This window comes from Proteus vulgaris (genome assembly GCF_016647575.1).
Lineage (GTDB): Bacteria > Pseudomonadota > Gammaproteobacteria > Enterobacterales > Enterobacteriaceae > Proteus > Proteus mirabilis_B.
Genome location: NZ_CP032663.1, coordinates 2,085,303 through 2,107,348, shown reverse-complemented (window position 1 = coordinate 2,107,348; position 22,046 = coordinate 2,085,303). Strand labels below are relative to the sequence as shown.

Sequence of the window (22,046 nt, the reverse complement as noted above, 5' to 3'; positions counted from 1 at the left end):
AATTAACGATATAAAGATCCTGCTTTAAATCAGTTAGTAAGCAATTTTGTTACTATTTAAGTATAGGATAATAAGAATGTGAGCCAATGAAAAAGATAAATTTATTTTTCTCGATTGACTAAAAAAATGCCAAATAAAATCAGTAAACCTGAAATTAAAGTAATACTTGATAGCGCTTCATTTAGTAAAAAATAACCTAAAATTCCCGCTGTGATTGGATTTAATGCAATAAATACGCCTGCGCGTGTCGCACCTATTTGTTTAATTCCTGCATAATAAAAGTAATAGGCAAGGGCAGAGCCAAAAATTCCTAAGTAAAGTAAGGACACGATATCAATTTGAGTAAATGTTGTATGGAGCAGAATATCAAAGCGACCTGTTATTAAAGAGGCAACTAATAGTAAAATAGTACCTATAAAAACAGAGTATGCGACAGTTAATAAAGCACCAATAGATTGGATCACTGGTTTCGCAAATACAGTATAAATTCCCCAACTCAGCACACAGCCTGCAATCAGCAAATCGCCTAAACTAGCTGAAGACGAAGAAGATGTAGAAATATCACTACGGGAGAGAATAATAGAAAAAGCCCCACCTAAGCAAAATAGAATACCAACAAACTGCTTGAGTGAAGGCCATTTTTTTAAGGTTATAGCGGACAGCAACGCTATCATTGCAGGGTTACAGGCAACAATAAACGCAGCTCTAGAGGCTTGTGTTAATTTCAGACCTTCAAAGAAAAATAAATTATAAAAGAAAATACCAAATAGCCCTAATAACAGTAAAACAGCACCTTGTTTCTTAGTGGGTTTATGCCATTTGGATTTCGTTAAGAATAAAATAAAGAGCAAGCAGATAGTCGCGATAACAAAGCGCAATGTAGCAAGTAATAAACCATCAATTTCAGGCGAGATAACTCGCCCTGCAATAAAAGTCCCACCCCAAACGATAGAGACTAAGGCTAGTAATAAATAAGCCGTTAAATCACTCTTTGGATTGTTTTTCATATTGAGAGTACCAATGCTTTATATCATTGATTATTTCATTCGTTAAACGCTCGCCTTGTTCATTATAAAATCCATGATCTAACTTATCGTATTTAATAAACTTCACATTAGGTTGGTTGATATCTTGGCTTAATTGATTAAATGCATCGACATTTACATTCGCGTCATTAAGTGTCTGAATAATTAAGATAGGGGTATGCTGATTGCTTTTAATTACGTTAAGTAAATCAATAGCAAAATATTGTTGCCACCATAATTTACTGTGCTCACTGACAAATTGCTCATCATCGATTTGATTATTTTTGATGGCATCAGCAAATTGCTGAAAGCCATCTAGAGCATCTTTAATGTGCTCTTTAGGTGTGGTAAGACGAATATTATAAAGAACATCATCAAGAAAAAAGCGACCCCCACCATTTAGTGCAATAGCCGCTTTTATATCATTGCGTTTAGCTACCACTAAATGCACCATCGTGGCACCTTCACTTCCACCAATTAAAATAATATTCGGATACTGTGACGATAAATTATCTAACACAGCTTCATAATCTTCGGTTCGTTGCTTAGGATTATCATGAAGCTTATAGCTTTCAGGGCAATCAGCACGTTCACCATCATATTGAGAATAAGGTAATTGAGCGGTAATACCGTATTTTTCTACCATTAAAACATCACTATTGGGTAACCACTGACCAAAGGTTTCTTGAATAAATGTATTATTTTTAATGCTGTTACAGTCAGAGCCTTGCATTAACACCAAGAGAGTTTGATTTTTTTCAGCTCGTTTATCTAAGTAATAGTTAATTTCACTACCATCTTTACGTGAAAGTAAATGTGTCGATATTTCTGCATAACTTGCAAAAGAAGGAAGCAAAAAAGTAGAGAGTAAAAATAGAAGTGAAGTGCGCATGGTCACCTTGTTTATTTTTGTAGGGATGTAATAAGAAATTTTATTTTAATAATAAGTAAACAGTTAATTTAGTGAATTATTGTACAGAAACAAGTGAAGAAAAATTTATCGCACAGATAGTCTCTATAAAATTAATTTATTCTTAATAAAATAGCCTGAAAATTCAGGCCATTTTGGGATCATTAATGAATGGGAACGAAATAATCTATCTCTAAGGTTCTTGGTAATTCCATCAAATCAACATCAGTTTCTATACTGACATATTTTTCAATATCAGCACCTAAGCGACGACATAAACCTAATGCGGGAAGGGTATAAAAATAAATTTTCATCGCAAATTGTTTATATTCTTCTAGCGTTCCCTTAAATTGGAATCTGACATAGCGTCCTGCCTCAATCACTCTTTTTCTAAAACCACTGGTTTTTGTGAAATGATCTAAGCTATTTAACCCAATTTCATAATCAATCTGGATTTTATTTTTACGTAATGTGTTCGGTTGGTATGAAATAAGTACAGTACTTTCTGTAAAGTTTTTATCCGTATACAGTAAAAAGTCATTCCAAAATTGGTGACGAATATCTTCGTGCAATTTACCTATATCTTCGATAGAGCAAAAATACTGATATTGCATCCCATAAACATAACTTTCAGGTAACTCCATAATTTTAGGAATAGGCAAATCAACAACATCAAAATTGATTGGTGGCTGAAAGTTATCACCACAAAGATTATCTAGTTTACGATATTCTGTGGGTGTTACACCAAAGGTTGCTTTAAAACGACGCGTAAATGATTGCTGGGAATCAAACTGATAACGCAATGCCACAGTCAGAATAGGCAATTTAGTTAATCGTAATTCGGTTGCCGCTTTTGTTAAACGTCTTCCTCGAATATACGAAGCAAGTGTTAATCCCGTTGCTTGTTTAAACACGCGTTGTAAATGCCATTTGGTATAACCAGAACGGATCGCAACGTCATCAAGTAGCAACGGTTTTTCCAGATTCACCTCAATCCAGAGAAGAAGTTCTTTGATAATTTCTATATTAAAAGTGGATAAGGTATTTGAGGGGGTAAGCCCATTGTACTGAGATGACATGATGATTTCCTGAAAATATTTTGTTCAGTTTACACGAAACTGATACCCATATATTATTACATACTTATGGTATGTTTTAAGGGTTTTATCATGAAAATAAAATCACGGCAACAAGAGAATTCAGAGCAAACGCGCACTGCATTACGTGAAGCTGCACAAGAACTATTTATAAATCAGAACTATTGTGATGTTTCCGTTGATGAAATATCACGTCATGCAAGAGTCACAAAGGGGGCTTTTTATCACCACTTTAGTAATAAGAAAGCACTATTAAAAGAGTGCTACCTTTTTCAGGTTGATAAAGTTGTCGAAAAACTGGTTCAAATTCCTACCTATGATGATCAGTGGCAAGAGTTAGAGGCTATTTTTAGTTTCTGTGTAGATCATATTTATCAACATAAAAATAAGCTTATTCCCTTACAAGAAATAATTTCCGTTCTAGGTTGGAAGGAATGGGATGAAATTGATTCACAAATTCTTATTCCTCGAATTAAAAAATGTGTCGATACCCTCTATAACAAACAAGAAATTTGTACCTATTCTCCTGATATTGTCGTGAATTTAATTTATGGATTTGTCACGCATATCGCGATTAATTTAAAGAATGAAGCGACATTACCTGAAAATGCCTGTAAGGAGTTTAAAACGATATTTTCTGATTTTTTAATGGGAATAAAACAATCTTCAATAAATGCGAAAGACCATAAATAGCACAAAAATAGTGATAGATTGATGTACATTGGATAAAAATAGACAGAGTAAAGGATCAGAATATTATGACAGTCGAAGTGCCTAAAAGTCATTTCACCGCAACAGGCATTGTATTCAATGAGCAGGGTAAATTCCTTCTCCATTTGCATTCTAAAATAGGTTGTTGGTTACCACCCGGTGGCCATATAGAAGAAAATGAAGAGCCACAAGATGCAGTATTAAGAGAAATAGAAGAAGAAACAGGTTTACTGTGTGAGTGTCTCTGTTATCAACCTGAATTTAGCCTTAACCTAAATAACAATGATGTTATTGAACTTGTAAAACCTCTCGCCATTTTAAAAGAACCCATCCACGATAAAAAACAAGGATTTCATTATCACATCGATATGATTTACCTTTGTAAGCCGTTAAAAAATAGCCAATTAACAAATAAATCTTTCCAATGGCTTTCTTTGGATGAAGTTAAAAAATTAGAAACTCCATTAAATGTGATAAGACTTATTGAACTAACTGAAAAACTATTAATAAAGAAAATTATTTAAATTTCTTAATAAAACCAAATTACTCATAATAAATAAACAATAAAAGCAGTTTTTAGAAACTGCTTTATTTTTATTGGAAATCACTCACTTTTAAAACGTACTATAAATTAACGTTGAAGTTAAATAAATTAATGTTAATAGGTAAAAATACCTATTAGAACGTAATGAGAAAATAGATAAATAAAATTATAAAAACTAAAAAATAATTAATAAATTATCTTTTTCTGAGTAAAATCACCCTCATCGCGGGATATTATGTAGTTAATTTGCATTCTGGTGGATAAAACAATCGTTTATTTCATAAATGAAAAATGGTTTTCACTGCACTCTAAAGTTTTTCCTCATTATTACCGACATTATAAACAAAGGCAGATCCTACGTGCCTTTATATTCTAATGAATAAATTTTAGCCTTATTTTATTTACACCAGGGAATATGCTCTTTGTCAGAGAAAGAGTGCATTCTGATATCTTACAAATGTACAGATAAAAAATTCTGTATATTTTGATGGAATATGACCATGTTTAAAAATATCAGTATAGAAAAGACCGTTAAGGTCATGCTGGCCATTTTATTTGCGTTGATTATGAGCATTATTTATTTTAGTTATGATGCTTCCACTCGATCCTATAATAATTTCGTTTCATCAAATAGCCTAAGTCAGCAAATGTTACTTATGGGCAAAGCGCGATATCAAATGGCCGTGATCAGGGCAAATATTAATGGATTAGATGGACAATTGCGCGTTAATGAAAAACCCTCAGCAAAATACTTTCACCAAACTGCAGAATATATTGAAATAACGCGTGAAGAGATCCACCGTTGGTCAGACACGGAAAAACTCACTTTAGAAGGGCGAGAACTAGCCGATGATATGACAAAACGTTTTGATGAATTGCTCGATATCTTTACTGGCGCGCTAGAGAGATTGCGTAGAGGTGAGCTAACAACACACTCAGCCAGTGTTAAAATGGATGAGCTTAATGATATCACGATGCAATATTACGCTGTGGCTAATGGTATCGAGAATAGCTATATAGATATTGCAAAAACATCTCAAGAACGTTTAATGCTGGTGTCAATTACGACAGGTATTATTGTTATTCTTTTATTTTTCATTATATTACGTTGGTTCTCCCATACCTTTATTGGCAATATCAAAATATTAATCAATATCTTTAGTAAGATGAGTCAAGGCGATTTAAGTATGCGTGTAGATAATCACGGTACTAATGAATTTGGTCAGTTATTCAATGAAATGAATAAGATGAAAAATTCATTAAGCCATATGATTTCTTCCGTGAAAAATGCCGTTAATACTATTAGTGTTAGTGCAAGTGAAATCGCAACAGGAAATACAGATTTATCATCTCGAACTGAAGAGCAGGCTAGCGCATTACAAGAAACTGTTGCCAGTATGGAGCAAATTAAAACAACAGTTGAGAAAAATGCGGATAACTCACGTGAAGCTAGCAAATTAGCACTAACAGCAACCGCATCTGCTCAAAACGGCGAAAATGTGATGGATAGCGTGGTAGAAACCATGTCTTCAATCTCTGAGAGCGCGAAGAAAATTGCAGACATCAATGACATTATTAACAGCATTGCCAATCAAACGAATATTTTGTCATTAAATGCGGCAGTTGAAGCGGCAAGAGCGGGTGAACAAGGTAGAGGATTTACCGTTGTAGCATCTGAAGTGCGTAGTTTGGCTAGCCGCAGTGCGGAAGCTGCGAAAGAGATCAATGATTTGATAACACACTCTGTAAATAAAGTGCATGTTGGCTCTCAGCAAGTTGCTCAAGCTGGACGCTCAATGTCAGAGATCGTCACAACCATTAATCAGGTGAATGATTTTATGCAGCAGATAGCCCTTGCTTCTAATGAACAAAGCATGGGGATTAACCAAATCGCATTGGCTGTTAGTGAAATGGACACCGTTACTCAGCAAAATGCGGCATTGGTTGAAGAATCAGCGGCTATCACAGCGAATATGGATGATGAAGCTCATCAATTAGCTAAATTAGTTTCACAATTTAAAGTAGATGAAGAGAAAGAAACGCTTTCACGCTTTGATCCCACACAATCAGCGGAAGCTATCGATACTCAACAAAAATAAGTGTCATATCGCTAATGAATAAAATAGGCCCCCTTTGCTAATTTATGGCGAAGGGGGCTTTTTATTGCATTTATTCTAAGTGATTAGAATTAAGCTTTGATCTGATTAACGCATTCATTACCTGAAGCAACGTCTTTAATATTGTGCAGTGTTGTTTCGCTAATACTAATCAATGCTTCTTCTGTTAAGAAAGCTTGGTGTCCTGTAAATAACACGTTATGGCAAGAAGATAGGCGGCGGAAAATATCATCTTGAATAACGTCATTTGATTTATCTTCAAAGAAAAGGTCACGCTCATTTTCATAAACGTCCATTCCCAATGCACCAATTTTACCTTGTTTTAATGCATTAATAGCAGCAGCAGAATCCACTAAAGCACCACGACTGGTGTTAATAATCATCACACCATCTTTCATTTGTGCAAAAGCAGTTTCATTTAATAAATGGTGATTATCTGCGGTTAATGGGCAATGCAACGAAATAACATTAGAATTCGCATAGAGTGTTGCCAAATCGACATATTCTGCACCTAAATCAAGTACTGCTTGATTTGGGTAAGGATCATAAGCAAGTAGCTTCATGCCAAAGCCTTTTAATATGCGCAATGTTGCTAATCCTATTTTACCTGTGCCAATAATACCGGCAGTACGATTATGCATATTAAAGCCAGTTAAGCCTTCTAATGAGAAGTTTGCATCACGAGTACGTTGATAAGCTCTGTGTATACGACGATTAAGTGATAGCATCATACCAACAGCATGTTCTGCAATAGCCTCTGGTGAATAAGCCGGCACACGGACAACCGTTATGCCTAATTCAGCCGCAGCTTCTAAATCGACGTTATTGAATCCTGCGCAGCGTAATGCGAGGATACGTATATTAAGGCTAGCAAGCTCTTGTAAAACCGCACGATTTGCATCGTCATTGACGAAAATACAAACAGCATCAGCGCCAACGGCATTTTTTGCGGTTTGTTCTGTCAAATTAAAATCGAAATATTCAATATCATAATGGTATCCATTATGTTGATTGACCCATTCCATGTGTTTACGATCATAATGTTTAGTACTATAGGAAACGATTTTCATCCAGTCTTCTCTGCTCTCGATTAAATTTTTATTCAGAGGCTGGAAAAACAAGAATTATCCAGCCCCAATATGAAAGAAATTAATACTATCATTATAAACAATTTAGAGAGGTAAGTGGATGATTCAGGTTTGTTTAAAAGGAATATGATGTGTTGTTAAGAAAAACAATCAAATGGACAGGGACGATACTAATAGGCACAGGTCTAATTGGCACTGCTTTATGGGTGTCTATTCCTCGTTGGTTGCCCGTGGTTGCTCACTATTACTTGCCTGAAGGTGTAACACTTTCTTTATCGCAGCCCAAGTTACAGCGCTTAGGCGTTTCAGTTGAAAATATCGCATTAAAGGCAGAGAGTTGTACTTTAGCTAATCTTGATAACTTTGTTTTTACTTATCAAAAAGATCAGATTGATAAACTTCAATTTGATAGCCAGCAACTCGTCATTGATGAACAATGTTTTTCAATGATGCCAGCAAGTAAACAAGAAGAAACTGCAACTGTTCCTCTCGAGATAAATTCACTATTAACTTCAATACCTTATTTATCCGTTAATATCGATAATGTGCTCTTAAAAGAAAATGCTCGTTATCAAGGTGCATTACAACTAAAAACACAAAACAATGGGCGACTAATTACTTACCAAGGAGAAAATGCTCAACTTGGTATTTTCATTAGAGACAACCAATGGCTTGATATTAAAAAGCTTAAAGTGAATTTACCTGATGATAACAATATTGAACTGGCTGCTGAAATAGCGCTTCCTCTAGATATAGCGTCATTACCTGAAAAAGGCACCATCGATGCAACGTTATTAACTTCTCACTATGAACATCCGTTAGTTTTTATTCTTGAATGGGTTGGACAATCCGGCACTATTTCAATTGCCGAACAAGGTGGAGGTCACGCATTGGCTTTATTGCCTTGGACAGCCTCACCTGAAAATATTGTTATTGAGCAAGGTCGTTGGGAATGGTTTGGATTAGACCAACCGTTACGAGGTGGTGTAAATATTAATATCGCCCAATGGCAAAAAGGATTAACGGATTTAAGATTAGCTGCACGATTAAATGTGATGACAGAAGGTAAAGCAGGGAAAGGAAATTTGGTGATATCGATCCCTGAAACGGCAGTAAATTGGCTAGATGCACAAATTCCTATTCAAATTACCGGTGTTGTTAATAAAGAATTAATGCAAGCCAGTGCGCAATTACCCGTTAAAGTCACTGGTATGTTGACAGATCCTACTATCGAATTTCAATCCGGATCTTTATTTCGTTTCAAAGGCCCCGTTACTGAAACACTGACAGTAACAGATGCTCGCTTACCTTTAGCTGGAACCACCTTTTCATCAAAAGGTTTTAATGGGCGTTTAAATGCGATAGTCGTTGCCCAAGACAGTATTTGGGGAGATTACCGCATTCATTTTCAAGGTAAAGCGATTGATTTCTTGCCTGATAATGGAACTTGGCAATGGCGTTATTGGGGAGATGGAAATTTACTACCGTTAAAAGCGCATTGGGATATTGCAGGAACAGGTTATTGGACTGATAAATTAGTGAGTTTTGAGAAACTCAATACAGGTTTTGATGTTTTAAAATATCAACATACTGCAATGACAGCGCCACGATTATCTTTATTAAGTCCATTTCGTTGGTTCAGAGATGATAAAAAGCCGACATTTAATGGAAAGCTAAAATTAACGAGTCAGCGTATTGATTTCCCTGCGGGTGGTTTTTTAGATAAGACAGATTTTATTGCCACGGTAAGTGGTGAATCACCTTTTAATTTTAATGTAAAAGGTGAGTTAAGCGCTAAACCCAATATAGGACCAATTGCAATTAATACACGTTGGGATGGTGCGAGACTAAGAGGGCAAATGCGTTGGCCTTCACAACCAATTAATGTTTTTCAATCACTAATACCTACAGATTTAGGCATTACTCTGGATAAAGGTGAATTGTATACGCAGGCTGATTTTTCTATTGCACCTGAACAAGGATTAATTGCTGGTGGGCATCTTGTTGTTAAACAAGGCGGAATGTGGCTTAAAGATGGTGTTTTAGAAGGTTTAGATTTTATCTTACCTTGGCGTTTGAATGGAGATGAATGGCAATTAGGGGTTAAACAACCCGTTCAGTTACGAATAAAACGAGTTAATAACCTTTTTGAAATGACCGATATTACGGCAGATCTTCAAGGTTTTTACCCCGCAACTGAAAGTAAACCATTAGTCTTATCTAACGTTAATGTTGCAATGTTGGATGGAACAATATCTTTAGCAAAATTAGCGATACCACAACATGACGCAGCGATTATTTCTATTGATAATATTCAATTAAGTCATCTGTTTACTCTATTAAAAGTGACTCAATTTGCAGCATCAGGTAAAGTGAGTGGCGAATTTCCATTTTTTATTAATAATAATCAATGGATTATTAAAGATGGTTGGCTAGCTAATTCATCTTATTTAACGTTAAGACTTGATAAAGATTTCGTTGATTCAATTGATGATAACAATATGTCAGCGGGTGTTGCTATGGCATGGTTGCGTTATCTAGAGATCAGTCGTTCTTGGACTCGTGTTAATTTAAGCAATTTGGGTGAGTTAGTGCTAGAGGCTGAAATTCATGGAACGAATCCTTTAGAAGATAAACGCCGTCAGGTTAATCTAAATTATCGACATGAAGAAAATGTCTTCCAATTATGGCGAAGTTTACGATTTGGTTCACAATTGGAAGAGTGGTTAGAAAAAAGCTTATCAGATTTAGGGAGTGAGTCAGAGTGAAACCATTATTCTTAAAAAAACTATTTTTATTAACAGGCTTTATAGTGGGAACATCAGCCTTAACAGGATGTATTCGACTAGAAGTCGCGACACCTGATAAACCTATAAATATTAATATGAATGTAAAAATCGAACATGAGATTAATGTAAAAATAGACAGACAAGTTGAAGATCTCTTAAAAAATAACAGCGCCATTTTTTAAAGGGTAAATGATGAATTATAAAAAATATCTCTTAAGTTTTGGGCTAATAATGGCTTTAACCAGTACAAATGCTATAGCATTAACACTTGATGAAGCGAGATCTCAAGGGTTAGTAGGGGAAACCTTCAGCGGTTATATTGAACTTGTACAGACAAATAACAAACAAGCTCAACAACTTGTTGATGAAATCAATCAAGCCAGAAAAGCAAAATATGCTGAAGTTGCTAAAACTAACCAAGTAACACCAGAATCAGTGGCTAGACTTGCGGGTGAAAAATTAGTCGCAAGAGCTAATGAAGGTGAATTTGTTAAAGGTATTAATGGTAAATGGGTAAAAAAATAGTCACGCCTTAAATAAGCATTTAATTCCGTTAAAAGCACGATCTATTATAAATAGCTATCGTGCTTTTCCAGAATTGCAATCACTAACTATCGTTAAATGCAACAACATCATCATTTATTTTTATAGTAAACTGAATATCGGATTGTATATAACCAGGTTTTGGAGGCATATCATCTTTTTTTACATAATTAGCAAAAAAATAAAACTCAACTTTGCCATCAATGAGATTTTCAACAAACTCATTCTCTTTATTAAGATCTAGTGGTCTTTGTTCTTCATTGTATAATAATTGAAATGCAATATTAGCACTTGCACTATTGTCAGTGATCTGGTTTTTTAAATAACCGGTATTATTATCAATGCTTGAATTTTCAATTTTTAAACGGACTTCGCCGTGGCTTTTAGAACAATCATTTATAGTAAAAATAATAATATGACTGTCAGTATCGGCTAATGTTCCCATTTCATGTGATGAAAAATCATTTTCATTAATAGAAATTTTATCGCTGATATTTTCATAGATATAATCAATATCACAACTTAAAAGAATTTCATGATCACCACGTCTAGGTGTTGATGATAATGAAAAAGAGATAAGTAGTAATGTAAACATTAAATAGATAGTTTTTTTCATATTTTTCTTAGTAGAGATAACTTAGTTTAAATACAATTGATTTCTTTTTTTATTAGTGTGGTATTCTTTTCATTATCATCAATTTCATAGTTAAATTGACACTGCTTATCTTCTCCCCATTTTACTTTTACTAGTCCGCTCTCTGTAATACCAGAAAGAAAAATAATATTATTTTCCGATACTAATCCATGAGAAATAATATTACCGTTTTTATCAAACGTGGTGACAGTCGATGCAAAAGGAAGTGGAGTTGTTGATTTAAAAATAACACGATAACCCATTTTTATTGGGAAAATTATTTTAGACACTGAGCCTAATGTAGGAATAACATTTTTACTATAAACTTCTGTTTCTGCTTGTTGGGGTAATGTCGTCGCATTTAATTTAATGTTGTTTATTCGATAAGGTGTTATGTTATTTAAAATTAGATTTCCAAAAATATCTGTTTTCGCTTTTGTTGAAAATGATGTTTTAATTCCAGATATTCCTTGAGTATTAATCAGTGCAAATGTTCTACCTAAGCGAGGAGTAAGGGTAATACCATTAGAATGAAGAACAATTCCTCCATTGATAGAAACATTGTAATTATAACTATCTTCCATTTTGTTTATATTAAATGTGTAAAATTGATAGTTGTTTTGATAACGGGCATTGGTAGAAAAACGGTTGGATTTTCTTTTCTCATCATGAGTGTGTTGATAATTTACTGAATATCCTAAATTATAGTTAGGTAGAGCACCTCCAATGTTGGTCGTGTTGATATAATGTTTTTTATTATGTTGATAATTTGTTTGATTATTAAACCAATGATAGTGATCGCTGTTATTACCTAATGGTATATGAAAATTGAGTGAGAAGGCATGATCAAAAATAGATTTATCTTTTTTAAAGTCATATTTAAGGTTATAGTTTATTTTATTTATTGATGATGAAAAAGAAGTACCTAACTCAAAGTTTTTAGATATATTTCTATATGTTTTTTCGTGATATTGAAAAGAAAGATAGCCTAAGTCGTTAATATTTTGTGATAAAGAAAGTAAATAGTTTCTTTTAATGCTATCTTTTTTTTGAAAATTATCTAAATAATGATAAAACGATATTTCAGATGTGAAGTAGGTTTGTGTTTTTGATATGCTTTTTTGATAACGAAATTGATATTTTAATTGATTTTTACTATTTTCATAACTTAGATCTGTTGCTAAACCACCCAGCATGCCTAAATCAAGAGATAGTCCAGATAGATAATTCATATGGTTGTCTCGTTTCTTTATTGCACTATATGAGGTGACCCTTTGACTAAGACCATATGAAAATTCACTTAAAAGAAAAATAGAATTTTTTTTATGGCTATTCGTTTCTAATGTGCCAGAAATAAAATTATATTGATAACCACCTTTATTTAGTTGATTAGGTAATGATGTGAAATAATGTGTTGAGGTTTTTATTCTTCCATCGGCTTCTTTAACTTCTAAACTGAGTTTTTCACTCCCTAAAACAGGTAATGAATTTATAATAAAAGGACCCGGGGGAACGGTACTTTCATAAAGAACTTTGTCACCTTGTTTAATCACTACTTGAGCTTCAGTATCAGCAATTCCTTCAATAATAGGTTTGTTAGCATAAAGACTATTACTTGAAATTAAATTATTGGATATTAATTGAAAGCCAATAATTCTATCAGTTGGTAATATTCGTGTTGTAGGTGAAAACTTACCTCCATAAAAAAGAGAAGAAAAAGAATTAATTTGGCGATAGGTATATATTGATGAAAGCTTCGATTGGTAACGGTTTTTATTCCAATAAAAGCTATTTTGACTGCGTATGCGCCAAGCACCTAAATTAAGGCCTGTTTGTAAATTGAGCTTTTGCTCTAGTGTTTTTTTTTGATGATGTCTAATTGAATAGGAATATTGACTAAATAGTGCAGATACTCCCTCATCCCAATCTTTTTCATCAATAATGTAGTTTTCTTTTTTTATTAATGCTTTTTGTGGAATAATTAAATTTAATTTTTGATTTGAAAAAGAGTATTTAAAATTAATTGAATGGTCACTTAAAGGAATTATATCTTTATATTCTTTTTTTATTGAATAAAAATCGATATCAATACCAAGAGAAATTAAATCATTAACAGAGATACAAGGGGTTAACTTGTTGTCTATACTTTTAAAATAAAGAAGTTTTGTTATTTTTTTTCTATTGTTGATATGAATTATAGAATGATAAAAACCTTCGGGTTTTTTATTTTCAAGTAATTGTTTAATCGTTTCTTTATCAATGTTAGAAAATGAATGAGCATAAATAGAGAGTGAGCTATCTTGAGCTACAGTATGTTTATTATAAATATAAATTAAAATAAAAAATGCTATTTTTGTTTTAATATGATTAATAATCATTAATAACTTCCTTATCTACTACCTCTATTTCAATACCATATTGATTAAATATTTTCCATTTTACGATCCCGTTTCCCGAGATTTCTTTTTTTGTATTGTATTTTTTAAAAGGAGGGAGCGTTTTACTTTCAGTAATTATTAAAATATCATCATAAGAAATTGAAGATAGAGTAATAAAATAAGGTGTAGGATTGTTTATAATAAATTCATTTTTTTTGTTTTTTAAAAACTCAATTTTTTTATAAGCGTCTTTTGCATCTTTTTCTATTGATATAGGCCTATATATTAAGTTGTACACAGAGTTTATAGAGATATGTAGCATATTTTTACTACTGTCGGCGTTTAATAGGATCGGTATTCTTTTTATATTTACTCTATATAATGTTTCTCTATCTTCTTCTTTTATTTTATCGGTTTTAAATATTTTCAAAGAAAAGGTTTCATCTTTTTCTATCTTAAAAAGAGGAGGGGTTATCATAAAAGGAATTTCATTGCTATTTTCTTTGTCATAATGTGTAATCCAACTTTGTATAAAGTAATCATTGTTTGTTTTGTTATTTATTTCAATTATTTCTTGATTGATACTTTCAATAAAAATAAATTTATCTTTATTTATTTCTATTGATGATTGACTATATGTAGGAAAGATGAAAAATAATGCGAAAAATTTAAATTTTTTAAACATATTCTTTTGCTAGTTAAAGTAGAAAGTATAAGTATTAAAACAAAGCTGGTATTCCAGCTTTGTTGATTTATTGATTTTTAATCCATAGCGATATCACTATATATAGCATCAAAAGTTAGAGTGGTTGATACTAAACCAGGTGTCGCATCTAGGCCATTGGGTTTCATATAGTTAACATCAAATAAGAATTGTGCGCTGTGATCTTCTTTATTTATATTTGATTTAAATTCTTTAGGTTTTTCATTACTTAATTCAATAATGTTTTTATCAGCATCAAAAATAGCAATATCAACATTACTACCGTTATCAGCTAAATTTTTTAAAAGTCGTTTAGTTTGTTTTGGTATTTGTAATTGTATACTATTAATGTTTTCACCACAGTTAGTAAATTGAATAGAAAGGGGTTGAGCTGGAGTTTTAGCAATATGATCATCACCAAAATTATTTGCTTGAACAGGCGGTAACTCAATGGGTTGTATTTCATCTAGTTGACATTTTGGAATTGGTGTAACAGAACCATTAATTGTAATTGTTCCTACATTTTTTTCTGTATATTCAACAGCATTTGATTGAGTTGAAAAAAGAGTTGTAGATAGAATAAATATTGAAAGTAGACTTTTTTTCATTGTAAATTCCATTTATTGAATTAATAAAATTATTTAATTACTGCTATATCACTTAAAGCGATTAAATCTTATTGATTTATTTTTTATAAATCAAATCGGTTTTTTATGTAAATATTTATTTATAATATGAATAAAAGAATAAACAATGAAATATGGTTATTAAAATAACCGGTATTTTATTAATGCTTTGAGAATTTGATTAAAATTAGTTTTTTTTACCATTAAGGTTTTTAAATTATAAATTTAAAATGATTTTTTTATAAAAGAAAAATTAGCATTCCTTTATATTTGATGAAGCATAAAATTTAGATATAAAAAAAGCACCTAAAGTAGGTGCTTTAAGAAAAATATAAATTATTATTTTACTGTAATGCTTCTTGAGTTAACAACAGCATCAATTTCTTTTTGTGCTTGTAGGTGAGATTGCTGTGCGTATTCTTCACCATATGCAGTACCTTCAGCCATAATAAACTGTACGTCATTGATACCGATAAAAGCTAAAAATTGTTTTAGGAATGGAACAATAAGATCAGAAGGTTGATCTTTATGAACACCACCACGACTAGTTAATACAACCGCTTGTTTATTTTCAAGTAAACCAACAGAGCCGGCTTCGGTGTATTTAAATGTTTCACCAGCACGAGCGATATAATCAATGTAATGCTTTAATTGAGCCGAAATTGAAAAGTTATACATTGGTGCAGTAATTACTATCACATCGTGAGCTTTTAATTCACTAATCAACTCATCTGATAATGCTCTGGCTGTTTTTTGCTCATCCGAAAGCATCGCTGTCTCTTTGCCAAAAGCAAATAGCGTAGCTTGATCTAAAGTAGGCACAGGGTTTTTAGCGAGGTCACGTACTGTAATCAAGTCATCTTTATGATTATTTTGCCAATTTTCAATTAAGTAATCGGCCATTTTATTACTGTGTGAATAGCTATCTAAAATGCTGGATTTCAGTACAAGGATCTTTTTCATTCTTTTCTCGTGGTCTATAAAATGTTCTATTTATTTAAATTTATTAGTTGGGAGTAGTTTACCCGATCTTTAAAATATCACATCACAATCCTTTGAATATGCTATTCAAAATTATTGATTATATAAAATCATATACTAATAAATTTAATCAAGCCTTTATGTGCCAATAGCCTGTTGTGATATCATACGGACATTAGTTTTGATTAGAATAACCTCAAAAAGGATAATAAAAGGTGACATTATCATCTGCCACGCTCTATCAAGAAATAGAGCAATTATCGTTGCGGGAGCAGCAACGATTAAGAAAACGTCTACGTGGCGTCGCTAAAATTAATAATGAAGAGTCTAAACAAGCGGTATTAAGTGCAATTAAAGACGATATTACAACAGCACAACAGATGATAATTCGCCGTCGTGCCAATTGTCCTGAAATTACTTACCCAGAAAACCTTCCTGTTAGCCAAAAGAAAGATGCCATTTATAATGCAATAAAAGATAACCAAGTCGTTATTATTGCAGGGGAAACTGGCTCAGGTAAAACAACACAGATCCCTAAAATTTGTCTTGAATTAGGACGAGGGATCAAAGGTTTCATTGGTCATACACAGCCTCGCCGTTTAGCTGCACGTTCAGTAGCTGAACGTATCGCTCATGAGTTAAAAAGCACGTTAGGAGGATCTGTAGGTTATAAGGTTCGCTTTAGCGATCATGTTGGCGATAATACTCTCGTCAAGTTAATGACAGATGGTATTTTATTGGCAGAATTACAGCAAGATAAGCTGTTACTTCAATACGACACTATCATTATTGATGAAGCCCATGAACGTAGTTTAAATATCGACTTTATTCTTGGCTATTTAAAACAGCTATTACCTAAACGCCCTGATTTAAAAGTTATCATTACTTCTGCAACCATCGATCCTGAACGTTTTTCTAAACATTTTAGTCAAGCACCTATTATTGAGGTGTCAGGGCGAACTTATCCTGTTGAAGTGAGATATCGTCCTATTGGTGGCGATGAACTTGATAGTGATAAGGATATGACCGATGGCATTGTTGACGCTATTGATGAATTAAGCAGAGAAAGTGCAGGTGATATTCTTATTTTTATGAGTGGTGAGCGCGAAATTCGGGACACAGCTGATGCGCTGAATAAATTACAACTTCGCCATACGGAAGTATTACCTTTATTTGCCCGTTTATCTAACAGTGAACAAAATCGAATATTTCATCCTCATAACGGTAGACGTATTATTTTGGCGACTAACGTCGCCGAAACGTCATTAACTGTACCTGGTATTAAGTACGTTATTGATACCGGCTTTGCGCGTGTCAGTCGTTATAGTTATCGAACAAAAGTACAACGACTTCCAATTGAGCCTATTTCTCAAGCTTCAGCAAACCAAAGAAAAGGGCGTTGTGGTCGTGTTTCTGATGGTATTTGTATTCGCCTTTATTCAGAAGATGATTTTATTTCTCGTTCTGAGTTTACTGATCCCGAAATATTAAGAACTAACCTTGCATCTGTTATTTTACAAATGACGTCGATAGGGTTAGGGGATATTAGTGCTTTCCCATTTGTGCAGCCACCGGATAAACGAAATATTCAAGATGGCGTTCGTTTATTAGAAGAACTAGGTGCGTTACAAAACGAAACTGACCACAATGGTGCTTATCGTTTAACCCCAATGGGGAAACAACTTGCACAACTTCCTATCGATCCTCGTTTAGCAAGAATGGTACTTGAAGCGCGTAAATATGGCGCAGTGAAAGAATTGATGGTTATTACATCCGCACTTTCAATTCAAGATCCACGCGAAAGACCGATGGATAAACAGCAAGCCTCTGATGAAAAGCATCGGCGCTTCCAAGATAAAGACTCTGACTTTTTATCTTTTATAAATATGTGGGATTATTTAAAAACCCAGCAAAAAGAGTTGAGTCAATCTCAATTTAGAAAATTGTGTCGCCAAGAATTCTTAAACTTTATGCGAGTAAGGGAATGGCAAGATGTTTATACACAGTTGCGACAAGTTGTTAAAGAGTTAGGTTTCCCTGTTAATAGTGAGCCTGCTGATTTTAGAAGTGTTCATGTTGCGTTGTTAAGTGGATTGTTGTCACATATTGGGCAAAAAGATGCAGATAAACAAGAATTCACTGGCGCAAGAAATGCCCGTTTTTCTATTTATCCTGGCTCTGGCTTGTTCAAAAAACCACCAAAGTGGACAATGGTCGCAGAGCTAGTCGAGACATCTCGTTTATGGGGAAGAATTGCAGCACGTGTTGAACCTGAATGGATAGAACCTATCGCTGAACATTTGGTGAAACATCAATATAGCGAACCTCATTGGTCAAAAGTGCAAGGCGCTGTAATGGCTAATGAAAAAGTCACCCTGTATGGTTTACCAATAGTTGCTTCTAGACCTATTAATTACAGTCAAATTGATCCACTTTTATGTCGTGAGCTTTTTATCCGCCATGCGTTAGTGGAAGGAGATTGGCAAACTCGCCATGCATTTTTCCGTGACAATTTAAAATTACGCACAGAAGTTGAAGAGTTAGAGCATAAATCTCGTCGTCGAGATATTCTTGTTGACGATGAAACAATGTTTACGTTCTACGATCAACGAATACCTTTGGATGTTGTTTCGTCTCGTCATTTTGATAAATGGTGGAAAGAGGCACAAAAGGCATCACCTGATCTGCTTAACTTTGAAAAAAGTATGCTTATCAAAGATGATGCTAAACGTGTTAGCGCGCTAGATTATCCAAATTACTGGCATCAAGATAATCTAAAACTACGCTTAACCTATCAATTTGAACCGGGTACTGCGGCTGATGGTGTCACTGTTCATATTCCATTACCTATTTTAAATCAGGTAAAAGACGAAGGTTTTGATTGGCAAATTCCGGGTATTCGCCATGAATTGATTGTGGCTTTAATTAAATCACTTCCAAAACCTGTCCGTCGTAATTTTGTACCAGCACCTAATTATGCTTCTGCTTTTTTAGAGCGTGTACCTCAAGTTGAAGGTGATTTACTCGATAGGCTTGAAAAAGAGTTGCGCCGTATGACAGGAGTGACTGTCGACAGAGAAAGCTGGCAGCTTGACCAAGTTGCTGATCACTTGAAAATGACATTCCGTGTTGTTGGCGATAAAAATAAAACGTTGGCAGAAAGTAAAGATCTCAATAAATTAAAAGAGAACTTAAAGGAAAAAGTGCAAGAAACATTATCAGCAGTAGCAGATGATGGTATTGAACAACAAGATTTACATATTTGGAGTTTTGGTGATTTACCTCAGCGTTATGAGCAAAAACGGGGTGGCTATTCAGTGAAAGCTTATCCTGCACTCGTGGATGAAAAAAATAGTGTGGGTATCAAGCTTTTTGAAACAGAATCGGAGCAGCAAGCTTCAATGTGGGAAGGGGTAAGACGATTATTATTATTAAATATTCCGTCACCGATTAAATATCTGCATGAGAAATTACCTAATAAAGCAAAACTCGGTCTTTACTTTAACCCTTATGGCAAAGTGTTGGAGTTGATTGATGATTGTATTGCTTGTGGTGTTGATAAACTGATGGCGTCTTATGGTGGTTTAATTTGGCAAGAAGATGAATATCAAAAACTGCAAGAATATGTCAGAGCTGAACTAAACGATGCTGTGGTCGAAATAGCTAAACAAGTTGAGGCAATTTTAACTCAAGTATTTGCTATCAATAAGCGTTTAAAAGGGCGGGTGGATATTAGTGTTGCTTTTGCATTATCTGATATTAAAGCTCAGCTTGGTCAGTTAGTTTTTCCTGGTTTTGTTACCTCTCATGGATGGAAACGTCTTGCTGATATTCCTCGTTATTTGAGTGCAATTGAAAAACGAATGGAAAAACTAGCTATTGACCCTAATCGCGATCGCGCTCAAATGAGTCGAGTTGAAAATGTTATTCAACAGTGGCAACAGTGGTTAGGAAAACTAACCGAGAAACAAAAACAGCAAGAAGAAGTGCAAAATATTCGCTGGATGATAGAGGAGCTTAGAGTCAGCCTGTTTGCTCAACAGATAGGAACTCCATATCCAATATCAGATAAACGCATATTGCAGGCGATGGAACAAATTAGTTTTAATTAATCAAACTATTACATATGCAGATCCACGGGAGTTTATGCTTCTGTGGGTTTTTTATTGCCTTGCTAATTAATAGCTATCTATATATTAGTTACAACATACTATATGTTTCTTCATTTATACATACCTAACCATCAGTGTAAAAAATAACAGCTTCGTAGGAAAAGTTTTTTGACTTAAGTGAAATTGTTTTTGAGGGGAAGAGAGGATGAGAGGTACTGTTTCTTCAGTACCTCTCAGATTGTCTTTAGTAAATAGTTAAGTAACCCAATGCTGGAATAGCGCCAAATAAAACAAGAGCTAACAGAATTTTTTCAATTAATAGTAGGGGATTTTTGTCTTTATACTGTTTGCGTGTATATAAAAACATCAGAATACCGGGTGCATATAGAACGACAGAGAGTAATAAATTAATTACGCCTGATGCATAAAGTAACCATAAACCATATAAACTTGCAGGTATGGCAATTAATAATAAAGCACGACTACTGCGAGCAATTGCTACTTTAAATAAAAATGCACCTACGAGGAAGTAAGGAACAAGGATCATCTCTGATGCAATAGTCAGTAATGTGTTGTAGTTACTTCCTGTCAGCCAAATTAAAACTAAAGAGAATTGAACCGCACAATTGGTAAACCATAACGAAGCTGAAGGAGCATCATTTTTATTCTGTTTCCCTAATTGTTTCGGGAAAGAGTGATGTAGTGCTGCAATATATGGCACTTCCGCGGCCATAATTGTCCAGCTTAAATAAGCACCACACACAGAAAGAATAAGACCTGCTGCAATAATTATCTCACCCATGCTACCGATAAGTTGAACAAGTAGTGGTGCCATTGATGGGTTTTTCATTGCCGCCAATTCTGCTTGGCTAACTAAACCTTGTGATAATAAAGTCACAAGAATATAGATAACCAATGCGATGACAACAGCAAGCACGGTTGCTAAACCAACATCACGACGATTTTTTGCTCTAGCAGAAACAACGACAGCGCCTTCAATACCAATAAATACCCACAGCGTGATCAGCATGGTATTTTTGACTTGATCCCAAACTGGGACGCCTAAATTTACACCTTTAAAATCAAGGGTAAATATATCCATATTGAAAGCTAATAGGGCGACAATAACAAATAATCCTAAAGGAAGTAGCTTTGCCATTGTTGCCATTAAATTAATACTGGCGGCAGTTTGAACACCACGCAAAACAAGAAAATGGACAACCCAAAGTAAGATTGACTCTCCAATTAATGCTTGCCACGTATTTCCATCGCCAAAAATAATGTTTTCTGGTGTGTCTGTAAAAAAACTAAAAGCAGCAAAGACAATAACAAGATAAGAAACGTTAGCAACGACAGCGCAAACCCAATAGCCCCACGCTGAACAAAAACCAATGAACTCACCAAATCCTTCTTTCGCATAGGTAAAAATACCACCATCAAGATCAGGTCGAAGGCGAGAGAGGAGTAATAAAGATGTAGCAAGAAAGAGGATACCAATGCCTGTTATCACCCACCCAATAATCAATGCGGCAGGGCTGGCAACTTCAGCCATATTTTGAGGCAAACTGAATACACCTGCACCAACCATTGAGCTTAATACTAATGCGGTGAGTGATATTAAGCCAAGTTTCTTATTCAAGGATAATTACCTACATGATTAAAATTGTAAATAAATAGCGTATTTTCTTGTTTTTTGGTCAGTAAATAGAATAAATATGAATATCTCAAATTTAAATAAAGATAAAAACACTAAAAAACAGCGAGATTTTACGGAGAGTTGACTTGGTT

The 22,046-nt window shown here is 34.0% G+C and carries 17 protein-coding genes; 7 read left to right on the top strand and 10 right to left on the bottom strand.

Annotated features, from left to right (window positions below):
* Window positions 1-101: 101 nt before the first annotated feature.
* From D7029_RS09805 to D7029_RS18995, 3 genes are all read right to left on the bottom strand, one after another.
* Window positions 102-1,007 (bottom strand): DMT family transporter, encoded by a 906-nt coding sequence (locus D7029_RS09805; protein ID WP_194950564.1) that lies wholly within the window; start codon window positions 1,005-1,007, stop codon window positions 102-104.
* The gene (locus D7029_RS09800) at window positions 985-1,917 is read right to left on the bottom strand and encodes an acyl-CoA thioester hydrolase/BAAT C-terminal domain-containing protein (protein WP_194950563.1); all 933 of its coding nucleotides are present in this window, start codon (window positions 1,915-1,917) and stop codon (window positions 985-987) included. Before D7029_RS09800 ends, D7029_RS09805 begins: the two co-directional genes overlap by 23 nt.
* Before the next feature lie 182 nt (window positions 1,918-2,099).
* On the bottom strand, window positions 2,100-3,014 hold the full coding sequence (locus tag D7029_RS18995) for a helix-turn-helix domain-containing protein (RefSeq protein ID WP_194950562.1): 915 nt from the start codon (window positions 3,012-3,014) through the stop codon (window positions 2,100-2,102).
* A 90-nt stretch (window positions 3,015-3,104) separates the two neighbouring features.
* Here D7029_RS18995 and D7029_RS09790 point away from each other — a divergent pair, with 90 nt between their 5' ends.
* The 3 genes from D7029_RS09790 to D7029_RS09780 all read left to right on the top strand — a co-directional run bounded on the left by D7029_RS09790 (window position 3,105) and on the right by D7029_RS09780 (window position 6,386).
* A complete protein-coding gene (locus tag D7029_RS09790; RefSeq protein WP_194950561.1) occupies window positions 3,105-3,725 on the top strand; it encodes a TetR family transcriptional regulator in 621 nt (206 codons plus the stop codon).
* 65 nt (window positions 3,726-3,790) lie between these two features.
* The gene (locus D7029_RS09785; protein WP_194950560.1) at window positions 3,791-4,267 is read left to right on the top strand and encodes an NUDIX hydrolase; all 477 of its coding nucleotides are present in this window, start codon (window positions 3,791-3,793) and stop codon (window positions 4,265-4,267) included.
* A 520-nt stretch (window positions 4,268-4,787) separates the two neighbouring features.
* Window positions 4,788-6,386: a methyl-accepting chemotaxis protein gene (locus D7029_RS09780; protein ID WP_194950559.1), complete on the top strand. Its 1,599-nt coding sequence runs from the start codon at window positions 4,788-4,790 to the stop codon at window positions 6,384-6,386.
* A gap of 89 nt (window positions 6,387-6,475) precedes the next feature.
* Here the strand turns inward: D7029_RS09780 and D7029_RS09775 are convergent, their stop codons facing one another.
* Entirely contained in the window at window positions 6,476-7,474 is a 999-nt protein-coding gene (locus tag D7029_RS09775) for a 2-hydroxyacid dehydrogenase (RefSeq protein WP_088495482.1), read from the bottom strand.
* A 149-nt stretch (window positions 7,475-7,623) separates the two neighbouring features.
* Here D7029_RS09775 and D7029_RS09770 point away from each other — a divergent pair, with 149 nt between their 5' ends.
* From D7029_RS09770 to D7029_RS09760, 3 genes are read left to right on the top strand one after another with little or no spacing between them, the layout of a single operon-like run.
* Window positions 7,624-10,260, top strand: a complete 2,637-nt coding sequence (locus D7029_RS09770; RefSeq protein ID WP_194950558.1) for a YdbH family protein — start codon at window positions 7,624-7,626, stop codon at window positions 10,258-10,260.
* A complete protein-coding gene (locus D7029_RS09765) occupies window positions 10,257-10,463 on the top strand; it encodes a YnbE family lipoprotein (RefSeq protein ID WP_194950557.1) in 207 nt (68 codons plus the stop codon). Before D7029_RS09770 ends, D7029_RS09765 begins: the two co-directional genes overlap by 4 nt.
* 10 nt (window positions 10,464-10,473) lie before the next feature.
* Window positions 10,474-10,806, top strand: a complete 333-nt coding sequence (locus D7029_RS09760; RefSeq protein ID WP_194952617.1) for a YdbL family protein — start codon at window positions 10,474-10,476, stop codon at window positions 10,804-10,806.
* An 82-nt stretch (window positions 10,807-10,888) separates the two neighbouring features.
* Here D7029_RS09760 and D7029_RS09755 read toward each other — a convergent pair whose 3' ends face one another.
* The 5 genes from D7029_RS09755 to D7029_RS09735 all read right to left on the bottom strand — a co-directional run bounded on the left by D7029_RS09755 (window position 10,889) and on the right by D7029_RS09735 (window position 16,128).
* Complete coding sequence (locus D7029_RS09755; protein WP_194950556.1) at window positions 10,889-11,440, bottom strand: fimbrial protein; 552 nt, start codon at window positions 11,438-11,440, stop codon at window positions 10,889-10,891.
* A gap of 26 nt (window positions 11,441-11,466) precedes the next feature.
* Entirely contained in the window at window positions 11,467-13,836 is a 2,370-nt protein-coding gene (locus D7029_RS09750) for a fimbria/pilus outer membrane usher protein (protein ID WP_194950555.1), read from the bottom strand.
* Complete coding sequence (locus D7029_RS09745; protein WP_194950554.1) at window positions 13,826-14,521, bottom strand: molecular chaperone; 696 nt, start codon at window positions 14,519-14,521, stop codon at window positions 13,826-13,828. Before D7029_RS09745 ends, D7029_RS09750 begins: the two co-directional genes overlap by 11 nt.
* Window positions 14,522-14,598: 77 nt before the next feature.
* Complete coding sequence (locus D7029_RS09740) at window positions 14,599-15,147, bottom strand: fimbrial protein (RefSeq protein WP_194950553.1); 549 nt, start codon at window positions 15,145-15,147, stop codon at window positions 14,599-14,601.
* A 357-nt stretch (window positions 15,148-15,504) separates the two neighbouring features.
* On the bottom strand, window positions 15,505-16,128 hold the full coding sequence (locus D7029_RS09735) for an FMN-dependent NADH-azoreductase (RefSeq protein WP_194950552.1): 624 nt from the start codon (window positions 16,126-16,128) through the stop codon (window positions 15,505-15,507).
* A 233-nt stretch (window positions 16,129-16,361) separates the two neighbouring features.
* On the opposite strand from D7029_RS09735, the gene hrpA reads away from it, so the two are divergent.
* On the top strand, window positions 16,362-20,258 hold the full coding sequence (gene hrpA, locus D7029_RS09730) for an ATP-dependent RNA helicase HrpA (RefSeq protein WP_194950551.1): 3,897 nt from the start codon (window positions 16,362-16,364) through the stop codon (window positions 20,256-20,258).
* 244 nt (window positions 20,259-20,502) lie between these two features.
* Here hrpA and D7029_RS09725 read toward each other — a convergent pair whose 3' ends face one another.
* A complete protein-coding gene (locus D7029_RS09725) occupies window positions 20,503-21,897 on the bottom strand; it encodes a basic amino acid/polyamine antiporter (RefSeq protein WP_194950550.1) in 1,395 nt (464 codons plus the stop codon).
* Window positions 21,898-22,046: the final 149 nt, after the last annotated feature.